This is a genomic window from Streptomyces rectiviolaceus, assembly GCF_039533825.1.
GTDB lineage: Bacteria > Actinomycetota > Actinomycetes > Streptomycetales > Streptomycetaceae > Streptomyces > Streptomyces rectiviolaceus.
The window spans coordinates 33,554-59,057 of record NZ_BAAAUG010000077.1; the positions used below are offsets into that span (position 1 = coordinate 33,554).

The 25,504-nt window shown below is 70.3% G+C and carries 27 protein-coding genes; 12 read left to right on the top strand and 15 right to left on the bottom strand.

What is annotated here, in order from left to right:
• Nucleotides 1-62: 62 nt before the first annotated feature.
• Nucleotides 63-1,283: a 4-hydroxybenzoate 3-monooxygenase gene (locus tag ABD378_RS21655; protein WP_344522625.1), complete on the top strand. Its 1,221-nt coding sequence runs from the start codon at nt 63-65 to the stop codon at nt 1,281-1,283.
• Here ABD378_RS21655 and ABD378_RS21660 read toward each other — a convergent pair.
• Complete coding sequence (locus ABD378_RS21660) at nt 1,256-1,681, bottom strand: MerR family transcriptional regulator (protein WP_344522930.1); 426 nt, start codon at nt 1,679-1,681, stop codon at nt 1,256-1,258. The two genes, ABD378_RS21655 and ABD378_RS21660, sit on opposite strands and share 28 nt — an antisense overlap.
• Before the next feature lie 196 nt (nt 1,682-1,877).
• On the opposite strand from ABD378_RS21660, the gene ABD378_RS21665 reads away from it, so the two are divergent.
• Nucleotides 1,878-3,419, top strand: coding sequence for a SulP family inorganic anion transporter (locus ABD378_RS21665; protein WP_386546202.1), 1,542 nt, complete (start codon nt 1,878-1,880; stop codon nt 3,417-3,419).
• 143 nt (nt 3,420-3,562) lie between these two features.
• Nucleotides 3,563-4,093: a YceI family protein gene (locus tag ABD378_RS21670; protein ID WP_344522629.1), complete on the top strand. Its 531-nt coding sequence runs from the start codon at nt 3,563-3,565 to the stop codon at nt 4,091-4,093.
• 46 nt (nt 4,094-4,139) lie between these two features.
• On the opposite strand, the gene ABD378_RS21675 is transcribed toward ABD378_RS21670, so the two are convergent.
• A complete protein-coding gene (locus ABD378_RS21675; protein WP_344522631.1) occupies nt 4,140-5,678 on the bottom strand; it encodes a carboxylesterase/lipase family protein in 1,539 nt (512 codons plus the stop codon).
• 177 nt (nt 5,679-5,855) lie between these two features.
• Here ABD378_RS21675 and ABD378_RS21680 point away from each other — a divergent pair, with 177 nt between their 5' ends.
• A complete protein-coding gene (locus ABD378_RS21680; RefSeq protein ID WP_344522633.1) occupies nt 5,856-6,404 on the top strand; it encodes a cysteine hydrolase family protein in 549 nt (182 codons plus the stop codon).
• Complete coding sequence (locus ABD378_RS21685; RefSeq protein WP_344522635.1) at nt 6,401-7,210, top strand: uracil-DNA glycosylase; 810 nt, start codon at nt 6,401-6,403, stop codon at nt 7,208-7,210. The genes ABD378_RS21680 and ABD378_RS21685 overlap by 4 nt, the downstream gene beginning before the upstream one ends.
• 31 nt (nt 7,211-7,241) lie before the next feature.
• On the opposite strand, the gene ABD378_RS21690 is transcribed toward ABD378_RS21685, so the two are convergent.
• The 5 genes from ABD378_RS21690 to ABD378_RS21710 form a co-directional block, all read right to left on the bottom strand.
• Nucleotides 7,242-7,928: a DUF6766 family protein gene (locus ABD378_RS21690; protein WP_344522637.1), complete on the bottom strand. Its 687-nt coding sequence runs from the start codon at nt 7,926-7,928 to the stop codon at nt 7,242-7,244.
• Nucleotides 7,929-8,011: 83 nt separating this feature from the next.
• On the bottom strand, nt 8,012-8,440 hold the full coding sequence (locus tag ABD378_RS21695; protein WP_344522639.1) for a hypothetical protein: 429 nt from the start codon (nt 8,438-8,440) through the stop codon (nt 8,012-8,014).
• Between the two features lie 305 nt (nt 8,441-8,745).
• Complete coding sequence (locus tag ABD378_RS21700; RefSeq protein ID WP_344522641.1) at nt 8,746-8,937, bottom strand: CsbD family protein; 192 nt, start codon at nt 8,935-8,937, stop codon at nt 8,746-8,748.
• A 124-nt stretch (nt 8,938-9,061) separates the two neighbouring features.
• Nucleotides 9,062-9,523, bottom strand: coding sequence for a VOC family protein (locus ABD378_RS21705; protein WP_344522643.1), 462 nt, complete (start codon nt 9,521-9,523; stop codon nt 9,062-9,064).
• Entirely contained in the window at nt 9,520-9,732 is a 213-nt protein-coding gene (locus ABD378_RS21710) for a hypothetical protein (protein WP_344522645.1), read from the bottom strand. Before ABD378_RS21710 ends, ABD378_RS21705 begins: the two co-directional genes overlap by 4 nt.
• A gap of 69 nt (nt 9,733-9,801) precedes the next feature.
• Here ABD378_RS21710 and ABD378_RS21715 point away from each other — a divergent pair, with 69 nt between their 5' ends.
• A complete protein-coding gene (locus ABD378_RS21715; RefSeq protein ID WP_344522647.1) occupies nt 9,802-10,839 on the top strand; it encodes a helix-turn-helix transcriptional regulator in 1,038 nt (345 codons plus the stop codon).
• Nucleotides 10,840-10,934: 95 nt separating this feature from the next.
• On the opposite strand, the gene ABD378_RS21720 is transcribed toward ABD378_RS21715, so the two are convergent.
• The 4 genes from ABD378_RS21720 to ABD378_RS21735 all read right to left on the bottom strand — a co-directional run bounded on the left by ABD378_RS21720 (nt 10,935) and on the right by ABD378_RS21735 (nt 13,100).
• On the bottom strand, nt 10,935-11,336 hold the full coding sequence (locus tag ABD378_RS21720) for a peptidase M23 (protein WP_344522649.1): 402 nt from the start codon (nt 11,334-11,336) through the stop codon (nt 10,935-10,937).
• Nucleotides 11,337-11,370: 34 nt separating this feature from the next.
• Nucleotides 11,371-11,769, bottom strand: a complete 399-nt coding sequence (locus tag ABD378_RS21725) for a hypothetical protein (RefSeq protein WP_344522651.1) — start codon at nt 11,767-11,769, stop codon at nt 11,371-11,373.
• A gap of 97 nt (nt 11,770-11,866) precedes the next feature.
• The gene (locus ABD378_RS21730; protein WP_344522653.1) at nt 11,867-12,178 is read right to left on the bottom strand and encodes a hypothetical protein; all 312 of its coding nucleotides are present in this window, start codon (nt 12,176-12,178) and stop codon (nt 11,867-11,869) included.
• Between the two features lie 322 nt (nt 12,179-12,500).
• A complete protein-coding gene (locus tag ABD378_RS21735) occupies nt 12,501-13,100 on the bottom strand; it encodes an RNA polymerase sigma factor (protein WP_344522655.1) in 600 nt (199 codons plus the stop codon).
• 246 nt (nt 13,101-13,346) lie between these two features.
• On the opposite strand from ABD378_RS21735, the gene ABD378_RS21740 reads away from it, so the two are divergent.
• Nucleotides 13,347-14,414: a S1 family peptidase gene (locus ABD378_RS21740; protein WP_344522657.1), complete on the top strand. Its 1,068-nt coding sequence runs from the start codon at nt 13,347-13,349 to the stop codon at nt 14,412-14,414.
• 59 nt (nt 14,415-14,473) lie between these two features.
• Here ABD378_RS21740 and ABD378_RS21745 read toward each other — a convergent pair whose 3' ends face one another.
• From ABD378_RS21745 to ABD378_RS21755, 3 genes are all read right to left on the bottom strand, one after another.
• The gene (locus ABD378_RS21745; protein ID WP_344522659.1) at nt 14,474-15,244 is read right to left on the bottom strand and encodes an MBL fold metallo-hydrolase; all 771 of its coding nucleotides are present in this window, start codon (nt 15,242-15,244) and stop codon (nt 14,474-14,476) included.
• A gap of 64 nt (nt 15,245-15,308) precedes the next feature.
• Nucleotides 15,309-16,817, bottom strand: coding sequence for a carotenoid oxygenase family protein (locus tag ABD378_RS21750; RefSeq protein WP_344522932.1), 1,509 nt, complete (start codon nt 16,815-16,817; stop codon nt 15,309-15,311).
• 161 nt (nt 16,818-16,978) lie between these two features.
• Nucleotides 16,979-18,145, bottom strand: a complete 1,167-nt coding sequence (locus ABD378_RS21755; RefSeq protein ID WP_344522661.1) for an agmatine deiminase family protein — start codon at nt 18,143-18,145, stop codon at nt 16,979-16,981.
• A gap of 272 nt (nt 18,146-18,417) precedes the next feature.
• Here ABD378_RS21755 and ABD378_RS21760 point away from each other — a divergent pair, with 272 nt between their 5' ends.
• A complete protein-coding gene (locus ABD378_RS21760) occupies nt 18,418-18,999 on the top strand; it encodes a TetR/AcrR family transcriptional regulator (protein ID WP_344522663.1) in 582 nt (193 codons plus the stop codon).
• A 140-nt stretch (nt 19,000-19,139) separates the two neighbouring features.
• Here ABD378_RS21760 and ABD378_RS21765 read toward each other — a convergent pair whose 3' ends face one another.
• Nucleotides 19,140-19,706, bottom strand: a complete 567-nt coding sequence (locus tag ABD378_RS21765; RefSeq protein ID WP_344522665.1) for a DinB family protein — start codon at nt 19,704-19,706, stop codon at nt 19,140-19,142.
• 256 nt (nt 19,707-19,962) lie between these two features.
• Here ABD378_RS21765 and ABD378_RS21770 point away from each other — a divergent pair, with 256 nt between their 5' ends.
• The 4 genes from ABD378_RS21770 (at nt 19,963) to ABD378_RS21785 (ending at nt 25,494) form a co-directional block, all read left to right on the top strand.
• Nucleotides 19,963-21,234 carry an alginate lyase family protein gene (locus ABD378_RS21770; RefSeq protein WP_344522667.1) on the top strand — a complete coding sequence of 424 codons (1,272 nt, stop codon included), beginning with the start codon at nt 19,963-19,965 and terminating at the stop codon, nt 21,232-21,234.
• A gap of 213 nt (nt 21,235-21,447) precedes the next feature.
• Entirely contained in the window at nt 21,448-22,626 is a 1,179-nt protein-coding gene (locus ABD378_RS21775; RefSeq protein ID WP_386546217.1) for a serine hydrolase domain-containing protein, read from the top strand.
• A 310-nt stretch (nt 22,627-22,936) separates the two neighbouring features.
• A complete protein-coding gene (locus ABD378_RS21780) occupies nt 22,937-24,442 on the top strand; it encodes a hypothetical protein (protein ID WP_386546219.1) in 1,506 nt (501 codons plus the stop codon).
• A 224-nt stretch (nt 24,443-24,666) separates the two neighbouring features.
• Nucleotides 24,667-25,494, top strand: a complete 828-nt coding sequence (locus tag ABD378_RS21785; protein ID WP_344522669.1) for an aldo/keto reductase — start codon at nt 24,667-24,669, stop codon at nt 25,492-25,494.
• Nucleotides 25,495-25,504: the final 10 nt, after the last annotated feature.

The window sequence follows — 25,504 nt, forward strand, 5'->3', positions numbered from 1 at the left end:
CCGCGCGGCCGCCCACGACGGCCCCGGCTCACTTCTCGTCGTGTCCCCGTCATAATTCCCGGATGAACCCCGCCTCAACTCCTGAGCCCTCCGCGCCGCGACGGCGCACCCGCGTCGTCGTCGTAGGAGCCGGACCGGCGGGGCTCACCGTCGCCAACATCCTGCGAGCCGCTTCCGTCGACTGCGTGGTCCTGGAGACGGAGACCAGGGAGTTCATCGAACAGCGGCCCCGCGCGGGCTTCATCGAGGAGTGGGCGGTGCGCGCCCTGGAACAGCGGGGCCTCGCCGACCGGCTCCTCGCGCACGCGCAGACACACAGTGAATGCGAGTTCCGCTGGGCGGGGGAGCGCCACCGGTTCTCCTACGGCGAGCTGTCAGGGAACCGCCACTTCGTCTATCCCCAGCCCCTCTTGGTGACGGACCTGGTGCACGCCTACGCCGACCGCGCGGGCGGCGACATCCGTTTCGGCATACGCGACGTGGAACTGCACGGCATCGACACGGACCGCCCCTCGGTGTCGTACACAGACCCGGCGACGGGCGAGCGCACCCGCGTCGACTGCGACGCGATAGCGGGCTGCGACGGCGCGCGCGGCGTGACGCGCACCTACCTGGGGGAGCGGGCCACCGTCGCCCGGCACGACTACGGCATCGGCTGGCTCGCTCTCCTCGCCGAGGCGCCGCCGTCCTCGGACTGCGTCGTCTTCGGCATCCACCCGCGCGGCTTCGCGGCCCACATGGCCCGAAGCCCCGAGGTCACCCGCTACTACCTCGAGTGCCCGCCAGGCGACGACCCCGAGAACTGGCCGCACGAGCGCGTCTGGTCCGAGCTGCGCGCCCGCCTCGCGGTCGCGGGGGCGCCGCCGCTCACCGAGGGACGGCTGATCGAGAAGCGCGTCCTCGACATGCACAACTACGTCGTGGAGCCCATGTCCCGGGGGCGGCTGTATCTCGCGGGCGACGCCGCCCACCTCGCCGCTCCGATCGCCGCGAAGGGCATGAACCTGGCGCTGCACGACGCGCTGTTCCTGGGCGACGCACTCGTCGCCTACTGCGGGTCAGGAAACGACAGTGACCTGAGCGGCTACTCGGAGGCCTGCCTGCCGCGGGTGTGGCAGTACGAGGAGTTCTCCCAGTGGCTCTCGGAGCTGCTGCACGGGACGTCATCGGGTGACCCGTTCAAGGCGGGCATCGCGGGCGCCAGGCTGCGCAGGATTCTCCGCTCGCCGGCCGCCGCGGCCGCGTTCGCCGAGATCTACATCGGGACGGGCGCCGGCAGCTGACGCCCGGCGTGGGGGAGGTGTCCGCGCAGCGTGGCGGCGAACTCCTCGGCCCGTTCCAGCTGCGTACGCAGGTCCCGCACCCGTTGCTGCGTGGCCTGCTCGAAGCCGCGCACGCGTTCCACCAGCTCTTCGCGCTCCGCGGCCGACAGCTCATCACCGGAGTCCAGGCGGTCGGTGGTGACGAGCAGATCGCGCATCTCGTCCAGCGTGAAACCGAGCGGCTTCATGCGGCGGATGACCATCAGGCGGGCCACGTCGGCCTCCGTGTACAGGCGGAACCCGCCCTGGGAACGGGCGGAGGGGATGACCAGGCCGGTGTCCTCGTAATGACGGATCGTGCGCAGCGACAGCTCGGTCCGTGCGGCGACCTCACCGATCTGCATGTGCTCGCTGCCCACGCGTCTGCCTTCCTCGTCACTCACCGCGGCCACGACGACCGCCTTCGATCTCTACCGTAACGTTAGGGTAGGGTCGGCGGATGCCGGGTCGGACCGCGTGCCGCCCCGCTCATGGTGCGGGACACCTTCCGCGACCTCTGCCGTGTCGCAGCCACGAGAGCAGCGCTTGCGGCCCCCTTTCCGCACGCCCAGGGTCATGCCAGGCGCTGCCCGAGCACGACAGGTACCTCTCTTGTCCACGTCCGCACTGTCCCCGGCCGCCCGGCTGCGTGGCCTGCGCCCCGACTGGCTGTCCGACCCGAAGGTCTGGCGCACCGAGGTGCTCGCCGGTCTGGTGGTCGCGCTCGCGCTGATCCCCGAGGCGATCTCGTTCTCCATCATCGCCGGGGTCGACCCCGCGATCGGTCTGTTCGCCTCCTGCACCATGGCCGTGACGATCTCCCTCGTCGGCGGACGCCGCGCGATGATCTCCGCCGCGACCGGCGCCGTGGCCCTGGTCATCGCCCCGCTCAACCGCGAGCACGGCCTCGGATACCTGGTCGCCGCCGTCATCCTGGCCGGTGTCTTCCAGATCGTCCTCGGCGCCGTCGGCGTCGCCAAGCTGATGCGGTTCGTGCCCCGCAGCGTGATGGTCGGCTTCGTCAACTCCCTGGCCATCCTGATCTTCATGGCGCAGGTCCCCGAGATGCACGACGTGCCCTGGCCCGTCTACCCGCTGATCATCGGCGGGCTCGCCCTGATGGTGTTCTTCCCGAAGGTCACCAAGGTGGTCCCGGCCCCGCTCGTGTCCATCGTGATCCTCACGGTGATCACGGTCGCCGCAGGGATCGCGGTGCCGACCGTCGGCGACAAGGGCGAGCTGCCGTCCTCCCTGCCGGTGCCGGGCCTGCCCGACGTGCCCTTCACGATGGACACTCTGACCACCATCGCGCCCTACGCCCTCGCCATGGCGCTGGTCGGCCTGATGGAGTCCCTGATGACCGCCAAGCTCGTCGACGACATCACCGACACCCGCTCCTCCAAGACCCGCGAGTCCATCGGCCAGGGCATCGCCAACATCGTCACCGGCTTCTTCGGCGGCATGGGCGGCTGCGCCATGATCGGCCAGACGATGATCAACGTGAAGGTGTCGGGCGCCCGTACCCGCCTGTCCACCTTCCTCGCCGGCGCCTTCCTGATGGTCCTGTGCATCGTCTTCGGACCCGTCGTCTCCGACATCCCCATGGCCGCCCTGGTCGCCGTGATGGTCATGGTCTGCTTCGCGACCTTCGACTGGCACTCCATCGCGCCGAAGACGCTGAAGCGGATGCCCGCCGGCGAGATCACGGTCATGGTCGTCACCGTGGCGTGCGTGGTCGCCACGCACAACCTCGCCGTCGGCGTGGTCGCGGGATCGGTCACTGCGATGGTCATCTTCGCCAAGCGCGTCGCCCACCTCGCCGAGGTCACCGCCACCTTTGACCATGACGGCGGCAACGTCACCTATTCCGTCACAGGCGCGCTCTTCTTCGCCTCGGCCAACGACCTCGTCGGACAATTCGACTACGCCGACGACCCCGACAAGGTCGTCATCGACCTGACGGCCGCCCACATCTGGGACGCCTCTTCCGTCGCCGCCCTGGACGCGATCGAAGCCAAGTACGCCCAGCGCGGCAAGACGGTGGAGATCATCGGCCTGAACAAGCCGAGCGCCCGCATCCACGAGAAGCTCAGCGGCGAACTCACCGGCAGCCACTGACCGTTCGCGTACCGGTGACATTTGTACCGGGCGATCGGCGACATCCGGATCTGCCCCCTGCCTCACCCTGCGGGCACGATGAGTGACGTGACCGCGGTGGCGGCCGAGCCGCCGCGGACGGCGCAAGAGGGAGGCGCGGGGCCATGGTCTTGCCGAGCCTGAAAGATCAAAGAGTGCCGAAGAGCGGCACGTACGAGATCGACCCGACGGCTTCGACGGTGCGGTTCCGGACGCGCACGGTGTTCGGCCTGTTCCCGGTGCGGGGCACCTTCGGCATCGATCGGGGGCGGATCACCGTGACCGATGCCGTCGAGGAGTCCTCGGTGGACGTGACGATCCGGGCGGACACGTTCGACTCCGGTCTGGAGCGCCGCGACCGGCACGTCGCGTCCGGCGACTACCTCGACGCGGCCGCGTATCCGGACATCGAGTTCCGCAGCCGACGGGTGGCCGAATCCGCGACGGGTACGGCGGTGCTTCAGGGGGAGTTGACGGTGCGGGGCGTCACGCAGCCCGTCGCCGTCACCGTCGGCGCGGTCGTCCCGGACGGTCGGCGGCTGACCCTCGAGGGCACGGCCACCGTCGACCGGTACGCGTTCGGTGTGACCACGGCGAAGGGCATGACCGGCCGCCGCCTGAAGATCGACCTCTCCGTCGAAGCGGTCGCCCGCTGACCGGATCACCTGGCTCCCACGAGGTCCCCGCAGGGTCCGCGTCCGGCTAGCGGCCGATGAGCGGCAGCACGGGGAAGGTGTGGTCCCGCCAGATCCGGCGCGAGGACTCTTCCGGGTACGCGGTGACAGCCGACCGCGTGCCGAAGACCTGCACGAGGCGCCGCTCGGTGTCGTACGCGGGCCAGCCGGGATCGCCGTGCGCGGCGAACGCCGTCCAAGCGCCGCGCATGCGAGCGGACAGCGCCTCCGCTTCCGGGGGCGGGCCCTCGCCGATCAGTGCGGCAGGCTGGCCGCGGTCCAGGTTGCCGAAGACGAGCGGCACGTCGAGGCCGTGGCAGGCGCCGAGCACACCGCCCATGCCCGGAGCGGGCCAGGTCAGTTCGTAGACGTGGGCTCGGCCTCCGGCGGCGGTCTGGGACCGCGCGAGGTGGAGGCTCGGCATGCGGAACAGCCAGTCGGACTGGACCAGTTCGTACAACTCGTCCGGGCCCGCAGCCGGGAAACCGTCGCGGTAGCGGCGGGCGCCGTCCCGGCCGGGGCCGAAGACGTCCAGCGCCGTCGCCGCCTGTTCCGGTGTCACCTGGCCGAGCAGACCGTCGAGCGCGGTGAGCAGCCGCTGTTCGTCGCGGGTGTGGCCGACGAGGAGGCCGATGCCGCGACCGGCGCCGTCGGCCAGGGCCTGCCAAGGAGTCACCGGCAGCGCACCGCCGTCGACGACCGGCGAGAACGCGATCGACCTGTGCGCCACCTGGCCCCAGCGCTCCGCCCACTGGACCGACTTGGCGCCGACCGCGTCACCGGCGGCGGACAGCCGGACGGGGTCCACCGTGGAGAGATCGGCCGCCGTGGGCCTCAGCCCCAGCTCGGCGGCGCAGGCGCAGGCGATGTCGGCGGCGAGCTCCGGCGAGAAGAACGTGCCCTGCACACTCTGCGCGACGGCCCGGCCGAAGAGCCCGGCCGCACGCGGCATCGCGAGAAGCGCGGCGACCGATCCGGCGCCCGCCGACTGGCCGAAGACCGTGACGCGGTCCGGATCGCCGCCGAAGGCCCGGATGTTGTCACGCACCCACTCCAACACGGCGACCTGATCGAGCAGACCCCGGTTGGCGGGCGCCCCCTCGAACTGCCCGAACCCCTCGAGCCCCACCCGGTAGTTGAACGTCACCACGACGACGCCGCCCTCACGCGCGAGGCGGCCGCCGTCGTACTCGGGCAGACCGGACATGCCGATCGTGTAGGCGCCGCCCTGGACCCACACCATCACCGGCAGCCCCGCTCCCGCGCCAGGGTCGGGCGACCAGACATTGACCGTCAGCCAGTCGTCGCCCACCACCTGCCGCGCCAGAGCGTCCATGCCGAAGTGGCCGCCCTGAGGGGGCGGCGGTCCGTACGACTGCGCCGCCCGCACCCCGTCCCATCCCCGTGCCGGGCGCGGCGCGGCGAACCGCAGTGGGCCGACCGGCGGCTCGGCGAACGGGATGCCACGGAAGACCGCCACACCCGACTCTCGCGTGCCGCGCAGCGCTCCGGCCGCCGAGCGGACTTCCGGCTCGGACCCGGACGGCTCCGACGCGGCAACGGTCATCACAACTCCCTCTCCGACCAGGCGGGAACGCGATCACAGGGCTTCGCGCGGCCCGGGCACCTGTGAGCATCTCGCCCTGTCCGGACGGTGCGCCAGCCATTTACCGACGGGCGGCCGTACCGCCCCTTCGGGCGGGGCATGCGTGAATACGCGTGAGGCGCATGATGGAGTTGGGGCATGGCTGTGAAGGCTCTCGTCGTCGTCGACATGATCAACCTCTACGACCACCCGGATGCGGAGATCCTCCGCCGGTCGGTCAGGGAAGTACTGCCGAACGTCCGCAGAATGATCGACCGGGCGCGGGCCGACGACATCGTGGTGATCTACGCCAATGACAATTTCGGCCTGTGGCGCTCGCACCACGACGAGCTGCTTGACATCGTCCTGGGCGGCCCGCACGCCGAGTTGGTCGCGCCGATCCGCCCCGAGGACGACTCGCTCTTCGTGGTGAAGGCACGGCACTCGATCTTCTACGACACCCCTTTGGAATACCTGCTCCGCCAGCGCGGCATCGATTCCGTGTTCCTGTGCGGTCAGGTGACCGAGCAGTGCATTCTCTACTCGGCGCTCGATGCTCACATCAGGCATCTGGAGGTCGTCGTGGCCGAGGACGCGTGCGCGAGCATCCACAGCGACCTCGCGGCCGCCGCGCTGCGGATGATGGAACGGAACATGCAGGCACGCGTGGTCCGTTCCACCGACGACGACCTGTTCGGGCCCGAATGAACCCGCTGGACGAGTTGGACGCGCGGATCGCGGGATGCGCCGCCTGCCCGCGGTTGGTCGCGTGGCGGGAAGAGGTGGGGCGGGTCAAACGGGCCGCCTTCAAGGACTGGACTTACTGGGCGCGGCCGGTACCCGGGTTCGGACCGGCGGACGCCTCGATGCTGGTCATCGGGCTCGCGCCCGCGGCACACGGGGGGAACCGGACGGGCCGGATGTTCACGGGCGACCGTTCCGGAGACGTCCTGTTCAAGGCCATGTACGAGCTGGGCCTCGCGTCGAGACCGCTTGCCGTGTCCGTGGACGACGGCCTGACGCTGCGTGGGACGCGGGTGACGTCGCCGGTGCACTGCGCCCCGCCCGAGAACAAGCCGACCCCGGGCGAACGGGACATGTGCAGGCCGTGGCTCGTGCGGGAGATGGAGTTGTTGGGGCCGCGTCTGCGGTCGGCGGTGATCCTGGGGGCGTTCGGATGGCAGGCGGCGCTGCCTGCGTTCGCGGCGGCGGGGTGGCGAGTACCGAAGCCAAGGCCGCGGTTCGCGCACGGCACGCGGGTGACGCTGGAACGCGAGGGTGCCGGGGAACCGGGAGGCCGCTCGGGCGCCCTCCCACTCGGTGAATCCGGTGAATCCGGCGAATCCGGCGAATCCGGCGACCCGGGTCCGGTGACCCTGTACGGCTGCTTCCACGTCAGCCAGCGCAACACGTTCACGGGTCGGCTGACCCCGGACATGCTCAAGGACGTCCTGCGGGAGGCGGCGGGCGATGCGGGCATTCCGCCGTACGCGCTCTCGACCGGTCAGCGGTGATCAGCGAGACGCCGGCCGGAACGACGGGCTCTCAGCCGCCTTCGACCCCGGTCGAGGTGTGGGCCGAGCCGACCGGCTTCGACTCCGGTGAGCCGCGTTGGCGCAGATAGACGGAGAAGATGGCCATGGACCCGACGGCGAGGAGTTCGGACTGCCAGTTCTGCAGCGTGCGGTTCCAGAAGTCCGCGGCGCCCAGGTACTCGAACCAGCTGATCGGCGCCTGGAGTTCCCGTAGGTGCTCCTCGTTGTACGCGGCCACTCCGGTGATGGACTGTGTCAGCCAGGAGAGCAGGAACAGCGTGCACATGAGGGTGCCGAGGGACCGGGAGTACCAGGCCTGGCGCACCCCGCCCGCGGACGCCCAGCGCGGTGAGTCGGGCTTCGCGTACCGGCCGACCTTCTGGTCCTCGTCCGCCTCGGGGCCCGCTTTGTCGAGCTTCTTGGACTCGGGCGACCCTTTCTGGAGCAGCCAGACCGTGCCGAAGATGTAGAGGAAGAACTGCAGATACTCGGACTGCCAGTTCTCCGTCACGTCCACGGCGAAGTCGGAGGTGAGGAGGTAGCCGCCGAAGCTCACCGGATGCAGTTGCTCGGCGACGAGCTGGTTGTTGAAGTCGGCGTGCCCGGTGACCGCCTGTCCGGCCAAGGCGAGGACGAACGCCGTGCCGAACACCAGGGTCAGTCCGTTGGCGTGCAGAAACCGTCCGGCCCGCGTCATCGCTGCATCAGCCCCAGGGCGATGCAGTAGACCAGGCCCCCGGTCACCATCAGGAGATACAGCGTGAACAACGTCCGCATCCGTCAACCGCCCTTGACCAGGCACTGATACGGCATGCCCGGGCGCTCGGCGCAGCCGGCCGCCGTGATCTTCCACCCGCCGGGGAAGGACGACAGGAAGAGCGTGTCGCGGTTCGTCACGACACGGGCCTGACGCCCGTACACGTCGACGACGCTCACGTCGTCCGCCTCGGGCAGCCCCGCGCCGGGCAGCCCCGCGTCGGGCAGGGCACGCGTGCACGGCAGTTCGGCGGTCTGCTCCAGCTCGTCGCGGGTCCCGGGGGCCAGCGCCGCGCAGCCACGCGCGGTGTCCGAGGCGCGCAGACTCTCCTGGAAGCGGGACACCGCCGCCGCGGCGGAGTCCTCGCGCTCCTGGACGCTGCCGCAGCCGCTCAGCGCGGCAAGCAGCACTGCCGCGAGCGCACCCGGTCTCGCTCCGCGCGTTCCTCGCACCAGATCTGCTCTCCTTCGCGGGCCGCCGGTAGCTGAGTTGAGCTGCCGCACCGCGGCGGTGATCCGCGCGGGTACGAGCTGTTCTGACGATGCCTCACCCCTGCCCGGTGGGCGGAACCCGCGCGTCCGACACGCTGTGGCACCCGGTCCGATTCATCGTGGCGGCCCAGAGCGCCCGTGCCCCGCGCGGCCGACACCCCGGCTGTGCGTCCAAGCGTCCAAGCGTCCATGCGCCCGAACTTCCATGCGTCCAGAACGGCCGAAGCCCCCGCACGCGAGTGGGCGGGGGCCTGCGGCTGAGCCGGTCAGGTGTGACGGCGCTTGAGGGACTCCTGCGACTCCTGGGCCCGCTCGCGCGCGTCGCCCATGGCCTTCTTGGCCTCGCCCTTCGCCTGGTCCACCTTGCCTTCGGCCTGCTTGCCACGGTCACCCGTGACCTTGCCCGTCATCTCCTTGGCCTTGCCCTTCATCTTGTCCATGCCGCCCTTGTCAGCCATGACCACTCCTTTGTCGATGCAGCGCCCACCGGACTCACCCGGCGTGTGGGCCTCTGCGTTCAACGTAGGCGGCTCACGGTCACCTCGCGCGTCCAGCCGTCACACACGGTCACGACGGGGCGCGTCAGTCCAGGCAGAACTCGTTGCCCTCGGGGTCGGTCATCACGATGTACCCGGAGCTCATCGGGGGAGCGGGCTCGTCACGGCGTACCCGCTTCGCTCCCAGCGCGACCAGGCGGTCGCACTCGGCCTCCAGCGCGGCCATCCGCTCCTCACCCTCAAGGCCGGGAGCCGCGCGGACGTCGAGGTGGACGCGGTTCTTGGCGACCTTGTCCTCCGGCACCTGCTGGAAGAAGACGCGTGGGCCGTCCCCGGCCGGGTCCTCGATGGCCGACCTCGAGTTGCGCTGATCCTCCGGTACGCCGATCCGCGCGAGGAAGTCGTCCCACGCCGCCAGCGCGTCGGCGCCCTCGGGCAGATCGACACCGGGCGGGCCGGGATGGACATAGCCCAGCACTTCGCGCCAGAAGGACGACAGCGCCCGCGGGTCGTGGGCATCGAAGGTGACCTGGATGTGGCGGCTCATCGGATTGCTCCGTTCGTAGCGGGACGCGCGTGCGGGGAGAGGCCGCGCGGCGGACGGACCTCGGACAGACGGTGGATCAGCTCGCGGTGGATGGGCAGCGCCCGAGCGCGGTGGCCGCGCTGTCGGCATACTCCCAGCTCTCGTACGACGCCGCTGCCGCGCGGCCACACGCTCCACGCGTCGGCACCGGAGACTTCGTCTGCGTTCATGGAGCCACCGTCGCACCCCTGGCGGACAGGATCGGTCCGCTATATCGGCATCTCTGGCAGGGTGGCGACATGGACGGGGCACGCGGTGATGATCGGGGTACGACGGAGCGGGTGCTCACCTTGCTCGGGTTGCTGCAGCAGCGCCGGGTCTGGACCGGCCCCGAGCTTGCCGACCGGCTCGGGGTCACGTCGCGCACGGTGCGGCGTGATGTGGAGCGGCTGCGCACGCTCGGCTATCCGGTCCACGCGGGCCAGGGAGTCGGCGGCGGCTACCGACTCGGTCCGGGGCAGGAGTTGCCGCCGCTGCTCCTCGACGACCAGGAGGCGATCGCCACCGCGGTCTCGCTGCTCGCCGGTGCGGGAGGCGCGGTCGCGGGCGCGGGCGACGCCGCACTCCAGGCGCTGACCAAGCTCGACCAGGTGCTGCCCACCCGGCTCCGGCACGAGGTGCGCGCGCTGTCCGGCTCGGTGGAGTTCTTCGGCGGCGGCCGCACACCCGTCGACCCCGAGGTGCTCATGACGCTGGCCAGAGCCTGCAGGGACGAGGTCGAGGCCGGCTTCGACTACTCTCCCTCGGAATTCGGCCGGGAGGTTCCCCCAGGAAGTGAGGTGCGACGGCGGCGGGTCGAGCCCTACCGCCTGGTCGCCTCCGACCGGCGCTGGTATCTCCTCGCCTACGACCTCGATCGCGACGACTGGCGCACCTTCCGCGTCGACCGGATGACCGACGCGTCCGCACGGACCTGGCGCTTCCGCCCACGCGAGGCGCCCGACGCGGCGACGTACGTACAGGAGGGCGTGGCGAGTCGGGTCTACTCGCACCAGGCACGCTTCCTCGTCCATGCGTCGGCCGGCACGGTGCGTGCGCAGATTCCGGCGTCGGCGGCCGTCGTACGAGGGCGGGGGAGCGGACGCTGCGAGGTGCTCAGCGGCGGCGAACGCCTCGACGCCGTGCTGATGCATGTGCTCCTGCTTGGTCATGACTTCGAGGTGCTCGACCCTCCGGAGCTCGGGGAGCGCTGTCGCGAGCTGGCGGAGAGACTCATGTCGGCCGGAGCGACGGCCGCACCCGTAGTCGCACCGGTGCCGGACCCGGAGAAACCATGAGCCGCGATCACGCCGGTGAAGCGGTCACGGGAGACAACGAGGCGCGCCTCCCGCCGCCTTGGGCGGCGGCGGGAGGCGCGTGACAGGGGGCGGGGTCAGCAGTCGGGCACCCCGTCGATCTTCTCCCCGCCGACCAGATAGACGTTGCTGATCCACAGTCCGTCACTGCCGCCGGGCAGCTCCACGTAGGACCACCAGCTGCTCGATCCCTGGCCCGGCTCGGAGACGAAGTCGCCCTGCCGCTGGCAGAAGTCGATCAGCTTGCCCGGCCCGAAGGTGGTCGGTGAGGGCGAGTTGACGAACGGTTCGACGTGCAGGCGCACATGGTCGGCCCAGACCTGGACCTCCTTGCCCGCCTGCGCCTTCTGTGCTGCCGCGGGCTTGACCCCGGCGGACGGCGCGCTCCCGGCCGACGCCGTCGACGGCGCGGTCAGCGCCAGCGCGCCGACGGCCACCGCCAGTGCCACGGTCCGGCCCGTGTTTCGCGGAATCCTCATCTCTGTCTCCCCGTTGGGTGGTTGGTTCGGTTGGTCAGGCGCCGCAGACCGGTACACCGGGCAGCTGGTTGGAGGGCGTGTCCACGAAGTAACTGGCGATCCAGCCGCGCGAGTCACCCCGCTCGATGAACACCCACCAGTCGTTGCCGCTCACCGCCTCGCCCTTGCGCTGGCAGCGGGCCTCGAACTGCTGCCCCGGCTGCAACTTGCCGGACACGACCGGGCAGTTGCCCGGCGACGGGAATCCGTCACAGGTCGCGGGCGACTGCGGGTTGTCGCGGACGTTCACATCGGTGGCCCAGACGGTGAAGGCGGCAGCCGCTTCGGCCTTCGGCGCCGCCTCGGCGGATGCCGTGCCCGCCGTCATGGCGAGCCCGCCCGCGGTCAGCGCCACGGCCGCCACGGTCCCGGTCAGAAAGGTACGTACGCTCATGCTCGTTCTCCCCGTGTAGTGCGTACTCTCATGCGCTACACGGGGCGGCACGGCCTCCTGTATGACACCTGTTGATGTGACCTGCGTCACAAACGTGTCAGTGGTCGTCCTCCACGCAGTCGGGCACCTCCGCGCTGTTGCGCGTACGGACACCGGGGAGCCAGCCCTCCGTGCCGAGCGCGGTGCGCACCAAGTACCACCGGGTGGATGTGATCCCCTTCTCGTCCCGCACGAGCGTGCCGTCGGTGACGACGCACAGTGCCTTCATGCGGTCGCCGTGCCAGACGCGGGCCGCGCGGTTGCCGGGTGCGGCATACCGCCCGTACGGATCCTTCGCGACCCGCAACGCGCACTCCAGGGTGCGCAGTTCACGGCAGGCCGACTCCGCGTTGTGCACCGTGACGGTCACGCTCCGCGCGCCTGCGGGCGGTGCCGGCCGGTGCCCCGCGTCTGGGCGCACCAGCCACCACGTCCCCAGCGCGACCGCGCCGACCAGCNNAGCGCCGCCGCGACGACGAGAGCCAGGCGAGCACGGGCCGTGCCCGGTACGTCGAGCGGGGCAAGGCGACGCGTCCAGCGCTGCCGGCGCCCGGCGGGGGCGTCCGCACGGACGCGGTCCCACAGTCCGTGCGGGACCTCGATCGCCTCGTCGGCCGCGCGCAACCGCTCGCGCAGCACGGCGACCGCGGCGTCGTCCGGGGGAGGCTGCCCCGGGGGGCCCGGAGTCGAGTTCATGACGCCCTCCCTTCCTCGGGGCTCGGCCCGGACCGTGATTCGACGAGCATGCCGCGCAGGCTGTCCAGGGCGCGGGCACGATGGCGGGCCGCGGTCCCCCGGTGCACCTTCATGATCTTCGCGGCCTCGTCGATGGTGTAGCCGTCGAGATCGACGAGGATGACGACACCCGCCTGGCGCGCCGAGAGCCTGCTCAGCAGCCGCACAGCCTCCCACTCGCCCTGCCGCCGCTCAAGTCCGCCGTCCCAGGCGCCGTCGACGAAGGCACCACCGTGCGCACCCCCGCTCTCGAGCGCCCTCACCCCGGCATGCGTCTCGACGTCCTCGATGAGCACCTGCCGTCTCTCCCTGCGGTACGCGTCCCGCACGGCGCTCAGCAGTGCCGAGAAAGCGTAGGCGTAGGGCTCGGGATGTGCGAGCAGCCGTTCGGGACGGCCGGCGAGCTTGAGATAGGCCTCGTGCACGGCGTCCTCGGCGAGCTGCCGTGATCCGGAGAACATCACGGCTCTGCGATAGAGCCTCGGCAGCAGGCCGCAGAAGACGTCATCGAACGTCGACCTGTCGGGCTTCGCGCCACCAGTCTGATCGTTGGGCATAGCCGCGTGAGGCTACCCCGCCACGCGCCTCCCAATCTGGTGAACCGTCAGCTCTGGCCTCCGACTGCCCGTCAGACACCGTCTTCGGCGGTGCCGATGAACGCAACTCTGGTCTCACCCGTATCTAGGGCCGGACATGTCCCCGGCTTCGGCCGGTGATCGGATTCGGCATCCCCCACAGGAGGCGACGAGTTGAGGCACAAGCGAATACCCAAGCGAAAGGCCGTTCTGGCAGGGGCCGCGGCCATGGGCATGGTCGCGACGGCCGTCCTGCTGCAGCAGGCCAACGCCTCGCAATCCGGGACGGAAAACGCCTCAGGTGCCGCCGCCAAGAGGATCAGCGCGGCATCGGCGACGAAGCTTGTCGAGCCGCTGGCCTCGGAGCTCGGTGACGCCTACGGCGGGGCGTTCTACGACGAGGACAAGCAGCAGCTCGTCGTCAACGTCGCGGGCGACGCCGACGCGGTGAACGAGGTGAACAGAACTGGAGCGGTGGCGCGGAGCGTCGACAACAGCAACGGTGAACTGGGTTCCGCAACAAAGACGTTGGCCAGTCGGGCCACCATGGCCGGAACCGCGTGGGCCACCGACCCCAGGACCAATCAGATCGTGGTCACGGCCGACCGCACGGTCACCGGTGAACGCTGGGACAAGCTCGAGACGACCGTCGAGTCGCTCGGAACAGGAATGGCCCGCATCCAGAAGTCCGCGGGAGAGTTCAAGCCCTTCGCCGCAGGCGGTGACGCCATCTTCGGAGGCGGCTCACGCTGTTCGCTCGGCTTCAACGTGACGACCGACGACGGCAGCCCCGGCTTCCTCACCGCCGGGCACTGCGGGGTGGCCGCCGAGAGCTGGTCGGACGCCCAGGACGGCGCGGCCATCGGCACCGTCCAGGCCGCGACGTTCCCGGGTGACGGCGACTTCGCACTGGTCACGTACGACGACCCGGCCGCCGATGCCCCGAGCGTGGTCAACACGGGCGATGGCCAGACCACAGAGATCACGCAGGTCGCCGAGGCGGCGGTCGGGCTCGAGGTGTCCCGCATGGGCAGCACCACCGGCCTCCAGACCGGGGCGGTCACCGGCCTCAACGCCACGGTGAACTACCCGGAAGGCACGGTCAGCGGCCTCATCCAGACCGATGTCTGTGCCGAACCGGGAGACAGCGGAGGCTCGCTGTTCACCACCGACGGGAGCGCGATCGGCCTCACCTCGGGCGGCAGCGGCGACTGTACGGCGGGCGGCGAGACGTTCTTCCAGCCCGTCACCACCGCACTGGCGGCGGTCGGCGCCGAAATCGGAGGCGGCGCGTAACGTGCGGCGGCCTTGGCCGGCGTGGCGGCGGCCACGCCGGCCAAGGCCTCTGTCGTGTTTCAACCGACCGGGAAGGTGGCCCCTGGGGCGGCATGGTCGACGGGGCCGTCGAAGCGGGTCGCGGCGCGGGCCACCGCCTGTCCCGGCGAGAGGGAGCGGCCCACATGCGTGACGATCAACCGGCCGGCGCGGGCCGCGGCGGCCGTGTCCCCGGCCTCTTCGGGCGTGTGATGGACCTGTTCGCCCTCCGCGGGCGGCTGCGCGCTGTCGGCCTCACACAGCAGTACGTCGCAACCCTCGGCCAGACTCGTGAGGTTGGCGCACGGCGCGGTGTCCCCGGAGTAGACCAACGATCTGCCCGCGGCCTCGACGCGCAGGGCGAACGCCGGGATGCCGTGCGCCACCGCGCGGCTGGTCAGCGTGAGCGCACCGATGCGCACCCGGTGTCCGTCGTGCAGTTCATGAACTTCGAAGGCCGATTCGATCGGGCTTCGGACCTCGGTGTTCGTGAGGAAATGAGCCAGCCGGTCGGCGATGCCCCGCGGCCCGTACAAGGGGATGGGCGCGGTGAGCCGAACGTCCGCGAAGAGCGCGCCGTAATAGGCGGTCAGCAGATCCGCGCTGTGATCGGCGTGCAGATGTGAGATCCAGATGGCGTCCAACTCATCCAGCCGCACGTGCCGTTGCAACTGCGCCAGCGTCCCACTGCCCGCGTCCACCCACACCCGGGCGCCGCCGCCGGACACCAGATATCCGGAGCACGGACTGTCCACGCTCGCATAAGGCGTCGCGGAACCCAGAACGGTGAGACGGAGAAGATCGCTGGTCACCCGGCGAGTCTAGAACGCCTGGACCAGAGAGCGGCTTCCTGCGGCCCACCGGAGCGCCCGGCTGCTACGCGTCCCCCACCCAGCTTCCGTGGAAGCCGAGCGGTACCCGTCCTGGCAGGTGGACGCGGGCCAGCGGGTGGCCTGTGAAGTCCTGTGCCGCGAGGATCACCAGATCGGTTGCGCCGCGGTCGGGGTCGTTCACGTAGGAGAGGATGTAGCCGTCGTCCTCGTCCCGCGCGCCCCGGCGCGGAACGAACACCGGCTCGCTCGCCGCCGCGCCCTTCGGGAAGCGGACGACCTGCTTGCTGTCGCGCAACATGTCGTGTTTCACCAGGCAGTTGGTGAACTTGCCGTCCGGTACGACCCCGTCCACCGTCTCGTACGCACGCCACATCTCGGCCGCGCTCGCCGTGTACCCGAAGCGGTGCCGGCGGGAGACCAGGGATTCGTTGACGCGAGGGAACTCCTGCGGCAGGTCGTCGATGCGGCTGCTGCGGACCCGGCCGGTGCGCAGGTCGACCGTCCAGCGGTCGAGCGTCGGCGTGCCGGTCGCGGAAGGGCCGCCGCTGCCCCGACCGGCCGCGTAGAACGGGGCGGGCATGCCGGTGTACTCCACCACCACCGTGTCGCCCTGGTCGTACGCGTTCAGGGTGTGCGAGAAGTAGACCGGGTCGATCTCGAACCAGCGGGTGGCACCTCCGGCCCGCGGCATGATCCCGACGCGCATGGGGTGGTGGCCGTTCCAGATGTACGGCACCGTCGCCCCCGCCTCCGCGGCCGCCGCGTCGAACGTGATCGGGACGTCCACGATCACCACGTACTTCTGGGTGAGGGCGAAGTCGTGCATCATCGGCGCGTCCGCCACCGGGATCTTGCTGGTCCGCGCCACCCGCCCGGTCCGGTCGATCATGATGTGCCGTACGTGGTCCCAGGTGGGGTAGTACGCCACCGCGTGCAGCTCGTCCGCCGCCGCGTCGTACTTGGTGTGCGCGGTGAACGCGCCCCGCAGCGTGGAGCGGAAGTCGTACGGTCGCACCGTGTCGAGCTCGCCGTCCAGTTCGTAGGGCAGCGGTCCGCCCTCCTGGAGCGCCAGGATCCGGCCCTTGTACGGGATCACGTGCGTGTTGCACGCGAAGTCGTCCGGCGGTGCCTCACCCGGGTACGTCTCGCCCAGCTTCTTCGCGACCTGCGAGGAGCGCACCCAGCGGTTGCGGTACCACTCGGCGCGTCCGCCGCGCAGCCGTACCCCGTGCACCATGCCGTCGCCCAGCATCCAGTGGTGTGCCCGCGGGTCCTCGAGGCCCAGGGCGTTCGGTCCTGTGCGCAGGAAGCGGCCGTCCAGGTCGCGCGGCACGCGGCCGGTCACCTTCAGGTCGAACGCGGTCAACTCCTCGGTGACCGGCGCGAAAGCGCCCTCCAGAAACGGGAGTGACTTCTTGCCGCCGGCCGTCGCCCCGCGCGTCGCGGCCTGCGCCGCCGGGGCGTGTTGGCCGAGAGCGTAGCCACCGACCACGCTGCCCGCCGCCGTGAGCGCCGCCCCTTGGAGAATCCTCCGCCGTGTATGACTGGCCATCATGTCTCCCCGTTCCGCTCGGTGTCCGGCGGGGGACCGCCGGACTGTTCGCTGGTTACGGGAGTAAGCCTGCGCCGACGGTGACCGCGGGGCAGGAGGTCTGGGGCCCGAGCCGGGGGTGTTGCTGAGGCCACCCCGCCCGTCTCCGCGGGTGGCCGGGCTCAGTCGACCGGCTTTCCGGGCTCGTCGTGTGTGGAGCAGTGGATGCCGCCGCCACCGGAGGCGATGGTGTCGATGGGGATGGGCACGATGTCGCGCTTGGGGAAGTGTTCCTGAAGGATGCTGCGGGCGCGCCTGTCGGCCTTGCGGTCTCCGAACTTGGGCATGAACACGGAGTCGTTGGCGACGTAGAAGTTGGCGTAGGTGGAGACGAAGTCGTCGCCCTCGCCGGTGATGTCGTACAGGTCGGGCTGGGGCAGGTCGATGATCTCGAAGGACCGGCCGTCGGCGTCGGTGGCCTTGCTGAGTACGGACTTGGCCTGGTCGGCCGCGCGTGACCAGGAGTCGGCGGGCATATCGGGGTGCGCCCGGTCGAGGAGGACCACGCCGGGTGCGGTGAAGCGCACGAGACTGTCCACATGGGCGTCGGTGATGTCCTCGCCGCGCACACCGGCCAGCCAGATCACCTTCTTGATGCCCAAGGTCCGCTTGATCTCGGCCTCGATCTGGGCCTGGCTCTTTCCGCGGTTGCGGTTGTCGTTGACGATCGAGCTCTGCGTGATGAGGAGGGTGCCCTCGCCGTCGGTCTCGAAGGAGCCGCCCTCGGCGATCAGGGGGGCCTTCCTGCGGGGGATGTCGTACCGCGACAGGAGGGTGCGGCCCACCCGGGCGTCGTTCGTGTGCTCCTGCTTGTCGCCCCACCCGTTGAAATTGAAGTCGACGCCGACGACGTCGCCGTCCTGTTCCACGAACACGGGCACGGTGTCGCGGGCCCACAGGTCGTCGACGGCCAGCGGGATGACCTCGACGTCACGCCCGCAGGCCTTCTGGGCGGCCTTGTGCTGGTCGGGCCTGGCCATCATCACGACGGACTCGTACTCCGCGATGGTGCGGGCGATGCGGGCGATGTCCTGGCGTACGTAGGGGAGATCCTCCTCCCACACCGACTCCAGGGCGGGCCACGACATGAAGGTGCGCGCGTGACTCTCCCACTCGGCGCCCATGCGCAGCCCCTTTGCCGCCGTGTCCGCATCACCCGCGGTGCTCGCGGCCCCGGCGGTTTCGTCTCCAGGGCCGCAGGCAGAGGCACCCAGGACCACGGTGCCGACACCGGCCAGTGCGCGCAGGGCCGAGCGGCGGGAGGGGAGCGGCGGGAGGAGGGGGGACACGGTGAACTCCGATCATCGTGATGGGGATCAAGCTATCCATCGGCATGGCGGGACGCGCGGCGAGCGCGGCGCGGACGAAGCCGCCCCACGCTCTCGACACGTCGACTGTGACACGGACTGAAAATTCAGTCAAAGAGTCGAGGAGGGGCCGAGGAGGGGGCGAGGAGGGGCCGAGAAGGTGGGCATGGAGGCGCCCGCGTCCGCCCAGGTGTCGCTTTCTGCCGGTCGCCCGAGATCACCGGGCGGGGAACGGCCCGATAGGGTTCGGATTCATGGCGTCTCGCACTACTCAGATCCTCGAAGCGGCCGCACGGCTCATCGCCCGTCGCGGCGTCCGCGGCTTGCGCGTCGAAGAGCTCGCCGCGGAGGCGGGTGTTTCGACCGGGTTGATCTACTACCACTTCAAGGACCGCACCGGGATCCTGCGCCACACGCTGGAGTTCATCAACGACCGTGCGGAGCGCTACACCACAGGCCGCGCGGTGGACGCCGAACCGCTCGCTCCGCGTGAGGAGCTGGCGGAGACCCTCCTCCTGGAACTGCAGGACACCCCGGTGGTCAGGGAGAACAGCTCCGCCTGGGGCGAGCTGCGGGCGAGCGCCGTCTTCGACGAAGTGCTGCGGGAGGACCTCGCCAGGGCGACCCTGGTGTGGGTGCAGGAGGTGGCGGCTCTCCTCGGTCAGGTGACGCCGACGGCCCCCGCGCCCGCCCTGGCCGCCGCGGGCGAGCGGCTCACCGCCCTGCTCGAAGGGCTCAGCATGCGCTGGCTCAGCGGTGGACTGCAGATCGACCACGCGCGTGACCTGCTGCGCGGTGCCATCGACGCCGAGCTGGCGCTGCTGCGGGAGAAGTAGCTCCGGGTTCCAGGGTGGATCTTCTCGAAACTGAAAAGTCAGTCAGTGCCTTCAGTGCCTTCAGTGCCTTCAAGGCCTGTGGTTCGTGATCCCTCCCGGCCGTGACCCACTGCTGATGCTGCTGCCGGGCGGGACGCGCCTCAGGCCATGCTCGTCGCGCCGTCCAGGGACTCGCGGATGATGTCGGCGTGTCCGGAGTGCTGGGCGGTCTCGGTGACGATGTGCATCAGCGCCCGGCGTGCCGACCACTGCGCACCGGGCTCGAACCACGGGGCCTTCGGCAGCGGCCACGCGACGTCCAAGTCGGGCAGTGTGGCGACCAGTTCGTCGGTCCGGCGGGCCACCTCGGCGTAGTCGGCGAGTACGCCCGCCAGCGTCTCGCCCGGCAGCAGCCGGAACCCGTCGGCCCGACTGGTCAAGTCGTCCTCGGACAGGTCCGTGACATCCGCCATCGTCGACGGGCCGTCCAGGATGAAGTCCACCCAGGTCTTCTCGACCTCGGTCACGTGCTTGATCAGGCCGCCGAGACACAGCTCGCCGGCGGTGGTCCGAAGCCCGGCCTGCTCGTCGGTCAGGTCACGGGTGGTGAAGCGCAGGAAGTACCGGTGCTTGGCCAGCGTCTCCAGCCATTCGGCACGCTCACCGGTGACGGTGACGGCCGGGGCCTCCGCCAGGTCTGGGGTGGTGGTCAGCTCGTTCGCAGTCATGGTTGCAGCCTTCCGAAGGTGCCTGTCCCGCCGGTCATGGACCACGCTATGGGTTATATAGGCCAGATGTGGTCCTAGATGGAAGCCCCTTCCTCGACGTAGAGCGCCAGTCGGTACACATCGGTACACAAGTGATCGTCGTGTCACACCCGTTGCCTGCGTGACCCCGCTGGTTCTACGCTCGCCCGGTCCGCATGGCGAACGATGTTCACATTCATGACTCGCCGCTGATCCGTGACTGTGACTGGAGTGTGTGATGCGCGCAAGATCCCGGGTACGGTTCGGCGCTTTGCTCACCGCGGCGGCGGCCCTCGCCTCCGTCTTGCTGCCGACCGCGAACGCCACCGCCCGCGATGGCGCCCCGCGAACCGCCGTGCTCGACGGCGAACGGCTCCAGCGGACCAAGCTCCGCCTGGACCACGGCGACCCCCAACTGAAGCGCTCGGTCCGGGACTTGAAGGACCGCGCCGACGCCTGGATCGACCAGGGGCCCTGGACGGTCGTCGACAAACCGAAGCCCGCGCCCGGCGGCGACGTGCACGACTATCTGAGCCAGGCGCCCTACTGGTGGCCCACGCAGACGCCGACCGCCGACAATCCGTGGGGCTGCCCGTACGAACAGCGCGACGGGCAGCGCAACCCCGAGGTCGACACCGGGACCGACCGTCAGGACGTGGAGAAGGTCTTCGACTCGACGTACGACCTCACGCTCGCCTGGTACTACACCGGCAAGAAGCGGTACGCCGAGAAGGCCGCCTCCGTCCTGCGCACCTGGTTCCTCGACCCGGCGACCAAGATGAACCCGAACCTGGACCACGCGCAGTTCATCCCCTGCAAGTACGACGGCCGCGCCATCGGCATCATCGACTTCTCGCAGTCGTACACGAGCGTCGTGGACGCGATCGCCATCCTCGGCACGGGCGCGCCCGGTTGGTCGAAGAGCGACCGCTCCGCGATGGGGAAATGGAACAAGGACTTCCTGACCTGGCTCGTCGACAGCGACTTCGGCAAGCAGGAGAGCGCCGCGCAGAACAATCACGGCACGTTCTACGACATGCAGGTCGCCGCCCTCGCCTACGCCACCGGGGACACGGCGCTCGCCCGGCGCACCGTCCTCGACGCCCGAGCCCGCCGCATCGACCCGCAGATCGCGGCCGACGGCAGCCAGCCGCAGGAGCTCGCCCGGACGCGGAGCTGGCACTACTCGACCTTCGACCTGGTCGCCTACACCCGGCTCGCCGCCATCGGCCGGAACGTCGGCGTGGACCTCTGGTCGCACCAAGGGCCCGACGGACAGAGCCTGTTCAAGGCCGTCGACTATCTGCTGCCCGCGGCCACGGGGGCGGCTAAGTGGCCGCACCCCGAGCTGGAATTCCACCGGTTCGCCGCGAGTGACGTCGTGCACGCGGCGGCCGACGCGGGGGACGCGGCCGCTCGCGAGGCGGTCCCGAAGCTGGAGACACCGCCCGGCGGGGACCTGTGGGCGCTGCGTCCCGCGGCCGAGCAGCTGGACTCGATCGCGGGATGAGCGGCGGCTGTTCGGTGTCGGGTGACGGGCAGGGCCGGTGCTGGAGGAGGCTCCTCCGTCGCGGAGACGGCGTCTGCGATGGGGTACCTGGGTACCGGGGGATAGCCCTACCCGGAGCCGGGCGGCTAGCGGGATCGTCCCGGGCAGCCGCCTACGGAAATGCTGGGACCGGCATATGCCGGTGGTTTTCCAAGATTCCGTAGGAGTTGGCTCGTGCGTGAGCAGGTATGGCAGAGGTCCCGTTCTCCCAGGTCCAGGCAGCAGAGCGGTCTGCGCAGGGCCGTCCCGGCCGCGGCCGCGGTGGCCGTAGGCGTCATGACGATGGGTGCCCTCGCACCGCCCGCGGCCTCCGCCGCCGCCAGGCCGGACACCGTCCAGCAGGGCCTGAACTCGCTGGTGCACACCGACGGCCTGCCCGCCGCGCTGGCCGGCACCCAGGACCGCGAGGGCCGCACCCGTGACTACACCGCGGGGGTCGGCGATCTGGCCACCGGCTCGAAGGTGCCCAGAGACGGGCAGGTGCGGATCGGCAGCAACACCAAGACATTCACCGCGGTGGTCGTGCTGCAGCTGGTCGGTGAAGGGAAGATCCGCCTCGACGCCCCGGTCGACACCTATCTGCCGGGCCTCGTCCGCGGAAAGGGCATCGACGGACGCCGCATCACCGTCCGCCATCTCCTGCAGCAGACCAGTGGGCTCCCCAACTACAGCAACTACCTCGGGGACGACGTCCGCTACTTCGAGCCCCGCGAGCTCGTCGACATCGCACTCCAGCACAAGGCTGACTTCGCCCCGGGAAAGAAATGGGCGTACAGCAACACGAACTACGTCCTGGCCGGTCTGATCGTCGAGAAGGTCACCGGCCGCCCTCTCGCCAAGGAGATGGACCAGCGCATCATCAAGCGCATCGGGCTGCGCCACACCTACTTCCCCGCCCCCGGCGACGCGACCATCCGAGAACCCCATCCCCACGGCTACTACCGGGACGCGGCCGACGCGCCTCTGCAGGACGTCACGGAGATCGACCCTTCCTGGGGGTGGGCCGCAGGTCAGCTGGTCTCCACCAACTCCGACCTCAACCGTTTCTACTCCGCACTCCTGTCCGGCGACCTCCTCCCGCGGGCACAGCTCGCCCAGATGCGCGGTTCCACCCGCCCCGCCGAAGGGACCTTCGGACGCGGCGCCCGCTACGGCCTGGGGATCGTGAGCAAGCCGCTTCCGTGCGGGGACGGCCTCTACTGGGGCCATGGCGGCAGCTTCCCGGGATACGAGACCCGGGGCGGAGCCACCGACGACGGCCGCGCCGCCAATGTCGCGGTGACCATGCAACTGAGCGACGAGGCGGGCAGAAAGCGCGTCGACAAGGTCGTGGTCGCGGCCCTCTGTCGCTGAACCAGATGAACCAGATGAACCAGGTGAACCGGATGATCCAGGTGAACCAGGCAGCCTGACGCTGCACGTGATGGCCAGTCAGGCAAGACAGAGGTGGGGCCCTGCCCACGCTCGCCGAGCGTCTCTCGGTGCGGCGGGCGGGGCCCCTTCTGTTGTGGCGACGCCGGACGGCCGCCCGTGCACATCCTCGATCTTCGCCCTGCGCTCCCGCAGAGGTCGGGTTAGTTTGTCCACGTTTGTACCGGCCTTCTGTCCTGCGCCCTGTAGGTCAGCAGAGGAGCCCTACGGCGTGTAGGGGGAAAGGCGGGCGATGGCCAGGACCTTGAACGTGCCGCTCGTCGGAATGGACCACCGCGGCGCGATGCAGGTCGTGCGCACCCCGCGCCGCACCGGAGGCCAGGGCTGGCTCGCCGCGGTGGCGGTGGCTTTCACGCTGGCCCAATTGGCGCTCGTACGGCCCGGAATGGGTCTCGGCTGGGACGAGGCGGTGTACGTCAGCCAGGTGAGCGGCCACGCTCCGGCGGCGTTCTTCAGCGCACCCCGTTCCCGCGGGATCTCCCTGCTGGTCGCGCCGATCGCCTCGTGGTCGTCGTCCACCTCACTCCTGCGGGTCTATCTGGCCCTGCTGTCCGGGCTCGGCCTGTTCCTGGCGCTGCGCGTCTGGCGCGGACTGTTCCCCGTACGGGTGGTGGCCCTCGCCGGAGCCCTGTTCGCGACGCTCTGGGTGACCGTGTTCTACGGCCCTGAGGTCATGCCCAACTACTGGGTCGCGATCGGTGCCCTGGCGGGCGTCGGATGCTTCCTGCGCGTCCGGGCGGACCGCCGCGACCGGGCCGCCCTGTGGGGCGTGGCCGCGAGCGCGGCCCTGATGGCGTGGATGCGGCCCACCGACGCCGTCTGGGTGACCCTCCCCCTGTTCGTTCTGTTGGTGTGTGCTCCCCGGTGGCGGCGACCGCGGCTGCCGGCGGCGCTCGTCGTGGGGCTGGGGACAGGGGCGGTCGGGTGGATCGTCGAGGCGCACATCAGTTTCGGGGGCCTGGGCGCGCGGCTGGCGGATGCCTCCCGGATCCAGGGCGGCCTCGGCTGGAACATCGCCGTCCTCGATCAGCTGCGCAGCCTGCGCGGCCAGACCCTGTGCCGCCCGTGCACCGGTTCGGTTCCGGCGCCGGAGTTGATCGCGTGGTGGTTCGCCCTGCCGCTGCTCGCCGCACTGGGTCTCGCCGTCGCGGTCAGGTCCCGGCGCACCGGCGGCACGCTTCTGCCGCTGGCCTGCGCCACGACGGCGAGCCTCCCGTACCTGTTCATGATCGGATACGCCGCGCCGCGGTTCCTGCTGCCGTTCTACGCGCTGCTCGCCATCCCGGTCGCCGACGCCCTCATCCACCTGGTCACCACCCCGCGCCCAGCGTGGCGGCCGGTGGTCGTGACGTTGGTGGCGTTCGGCCTCGCCGGGCATCTGGCCGTGCAGTACGCGGTCCTGGAGGACGCCGTCAGCCGCTCCACCGCCGGGCGCGAGGGCTGGGCCCGCACGGCATCGGAGCTGCACCGCATCGGCGTACGGCCGCCGTGCGTGCTGACCGGGCACGAGGCGCTGCCGATCGCCTTCTACGCCGGGTGCTCCTCCGCCCAGACGCAGGGGCACAACGCCAGTACCACCCGGGCGGACCTCCTGCGGACCGCCCGGCAGACGCCGACGGCCACCCTCGTCGCGGCGGAGGACCGGCCGCCGGGGCACGCGCGTGGCTGGCCGTCCCACCGGTTCGGCGACCTGCGTATCCATGTGGGCCCCGCGACCAGGTCGGGAAGCCAGGGATGACTGGGCGGGCCCTCACCGGGCACCCGACTCCCGTGCAGGCGTGCGCACCCTTTTTGGATATATGGGCGGTTTGTGCATCGCAATGCCGGGTACCCCGGGGTGGGGCCGGAGCGTGACGTTCCGAGTGAACGGAGAGCAGCCCCCGACAGGAAGCCCTCTGCACGCGAAACCGTCCGCACGCGAAGCCCTCCGCACGCGAAACCAGCAATGCCCAAGGAGCAACCGTGACCGCAGTACCCGCCATCACCCTCAACAACGCAGTGCGGATCCCTCAGCTCGGCTTCGGCACCTTCCAGATCGAGCCGGAGGAGACCCGCGAGACGACGCTGGCCGCGCTGGAGGCCGGCTACCGGCACATCGACACGGCGCAGATGTACGGCAACGAGAAGGAGGTCGGCGAGGCGGTCCGTGACTCCGGTCTCGACCGCGCCGACATCTTCGTGACCAGCAAGCTCAACAACGGCGCCCATGAGCACGACGACGCCCTCAAGGCGTTCGACCGCACCATGGAGGACCTGGGCCTCGACTACCTGGACCTCTTCCTCATCCACTGGCCGCTGCCGGGCAAGGGCGACTTCGTGGAGACCTGGAAGGCTCTGGAGGAGATCTACCGCTCCGGGCGGTCCAAGGCCATCGGAGTCTCCAACTTCCAGCCCCACCATCTGCGTCGGCTGCTGCAAGGCAGCGACGTGGTGCCCGCGGTCAACCAGATCGAGGTGCACCCCTACTTCACCCAGGACGACGTCAGGGCCTTCGGCGCCGAGCACGACATCGCCACCGAGGCCTGGTCGCCCATCGCGCAGGGCAAGGTGCTCGACGACCCGACGATCAACCGCATCGCGCAGCGGGTGGGCAAGTCCCCTGCCCAGGTGACCCTGCGCTGGCACATCCAGCGCGGTGACATCGTCTTCCCCAAGTCGGTGACCCAAAAGCGCATCGAGGAGAACTTCGACCTCTTCGACTTCGAGCTCAGCGAGGGCGACATCGGTGAGATCTCCGCGCTGAACCGCGACGAGCGGATCGGCCCCGACCCGGACCGCTTCAACGGCTGAGCGCCGGGCC

Excerpts from the sequence above, each read along its gene's own strand:
- ABD378_RS21655 (WP_344522625.1), top strand. The coding sequence starts at position 63 with ATGAACCCCGCCTCAACTCCTGAGCCCTCCGCGCCGCGACGGCGCACC.
- ABD378_RS21665 (WP_386546202.1), top strand. The coding sequence starts at position 1,878 with ATGCCAGGCGCTGCCCGAGCACGACAGGTACCTCTCTTGTCCACGTCC.
- ABD378_RS21670 (WP_344522629.1), top strand. The coding sequence starts at position 3,563 with ATGGTCTTGCCGAGCCTGAAAGATCAAAGAGTGCCGAAGAGCGGCACG.
- ABD378_RS21675 (WP_344522631.1), bottom strand. The coding sequence starts at position 5,678 with ATGACCGTTGCCGCGTCGGAGCCGTCCGGGTCCGAGCCGGAAGTCCGC.
- ABD378_RS21680 (WP_344522633.1), top strand. The coding sequence starts at position 5,856 with ATGGCTGTGAAGGCTCTCGTCGTCGTCGACATGATCAACCTCTACGAC.
- ABD378_RS21685 (WP_344522635.1), top strand. The coding sequence starts at position 6,401 with ATGAACCCGCTGGACGAGTTGGACGCGCGGATCGCGGGATGCGCCGCC.
- ABD378_RS21690 (WP_344522637.1), bottom strand. The coding sequence starts at position 7,928 with ATGACGCGGGCCGGACGGTTTCTGCACGCCAACGGACTGACCCTGGTG.
- ABD378_RS21700 (WP_344522641.1), bottom strand. The coding sequence starts at position 8,937 with ATGGCTGACAAGGGCGGCATGGACAAGATGAAGGGCAAGGCCAAGGAG.
- ABD378_RS21705 (WP_344522643.1), bottom strand. The coding sequence starts at position 9,523 with ATGAGCCGCCACATCCAGGTCACCTTCGATGCCCACGACCCGCGGGCG.
- ABD378_RS21710 (WP_344522645.1), bottom strand. The coding sequence starts at position 9,732 with ATGAACGCAGACGAAGTCTCCGGTGCCGACGCGTGGAGCGTGTGGCCG.
- ABD378_RS21715 (WP_344522647.1), top strand. The coding sequence starts at position 9,802 with ATGGACGGGGCACGCGGTGATGATCGGGGTACGACGGAGCGGGTGCTC.
- ABD378_RS21720 (WP_344522649.1), bottom strand. The coding sequence starts at position 11,336 with ATGAGGATTCCGCGAAACACGGGCCGGACCGTGGCACTGGCGGTGGCC.
- ABD378_RS21725 (WP_344522651.1), bottom strand. The coding sequence starts at position 11,769 with ATGAGCGTACGTACCTTTCTGACCGGGACCGTGGCGGCCGTGGCGCTG.
- ABD378_RS21735 (WP_344522655.1), bottom strand. The coding sequence starts at position 13,100 with ATGCCCAACGATCAGACTGGTGGCGCGAAGCCCGACAGGTCGACGTTC.
- ABD378_RS21740 (WP_344522657.1), top strand. The coding sequence starts at position 13,347 with ATGGGCATGGTCGCGACGGCCGTCCTGCTGCAGCAGGCCAACGCCTCG.
- ABD378_RS21750 (WP_344522932.1), bottom strand. The coding sequence starts at position 16,817 with ATGGCCAGTCATACACGGCGGAGGATTCTCCAAGGGGCGGCGCTCACG.
- ABD378_RS21760 (WP_344522663.1), top strand. The coding sequence starts at position 18,418 with ATGGCGTCTCGCACTACTCAGATCCTCGAAGCGGCCGCACGGCTCATC.
- ABD378_RS21765 (WP_344522665.1), bottom strand. The coding sequence starts at position 19,706 with ATGACTGCGAACGAGCTGACCACCACCCCAGACCTGGCGGAGGCCCCG.
- ABD378_RS21770 (WP_344522667.1), top strand. The coding sequence starts at position 19,963 with ATGCGCGCAAGATCCCGGGTACGGTTCGGCGCTTTGCTCACCGCGGCG.
- ABD378_RS21780 (WP_386546219.1), top strand. The coding sequence starts at position 22,937 with ATGGCCAGGACCTTGAACGTGCCGCTCGTCGGAATGGACCACCGCGGC.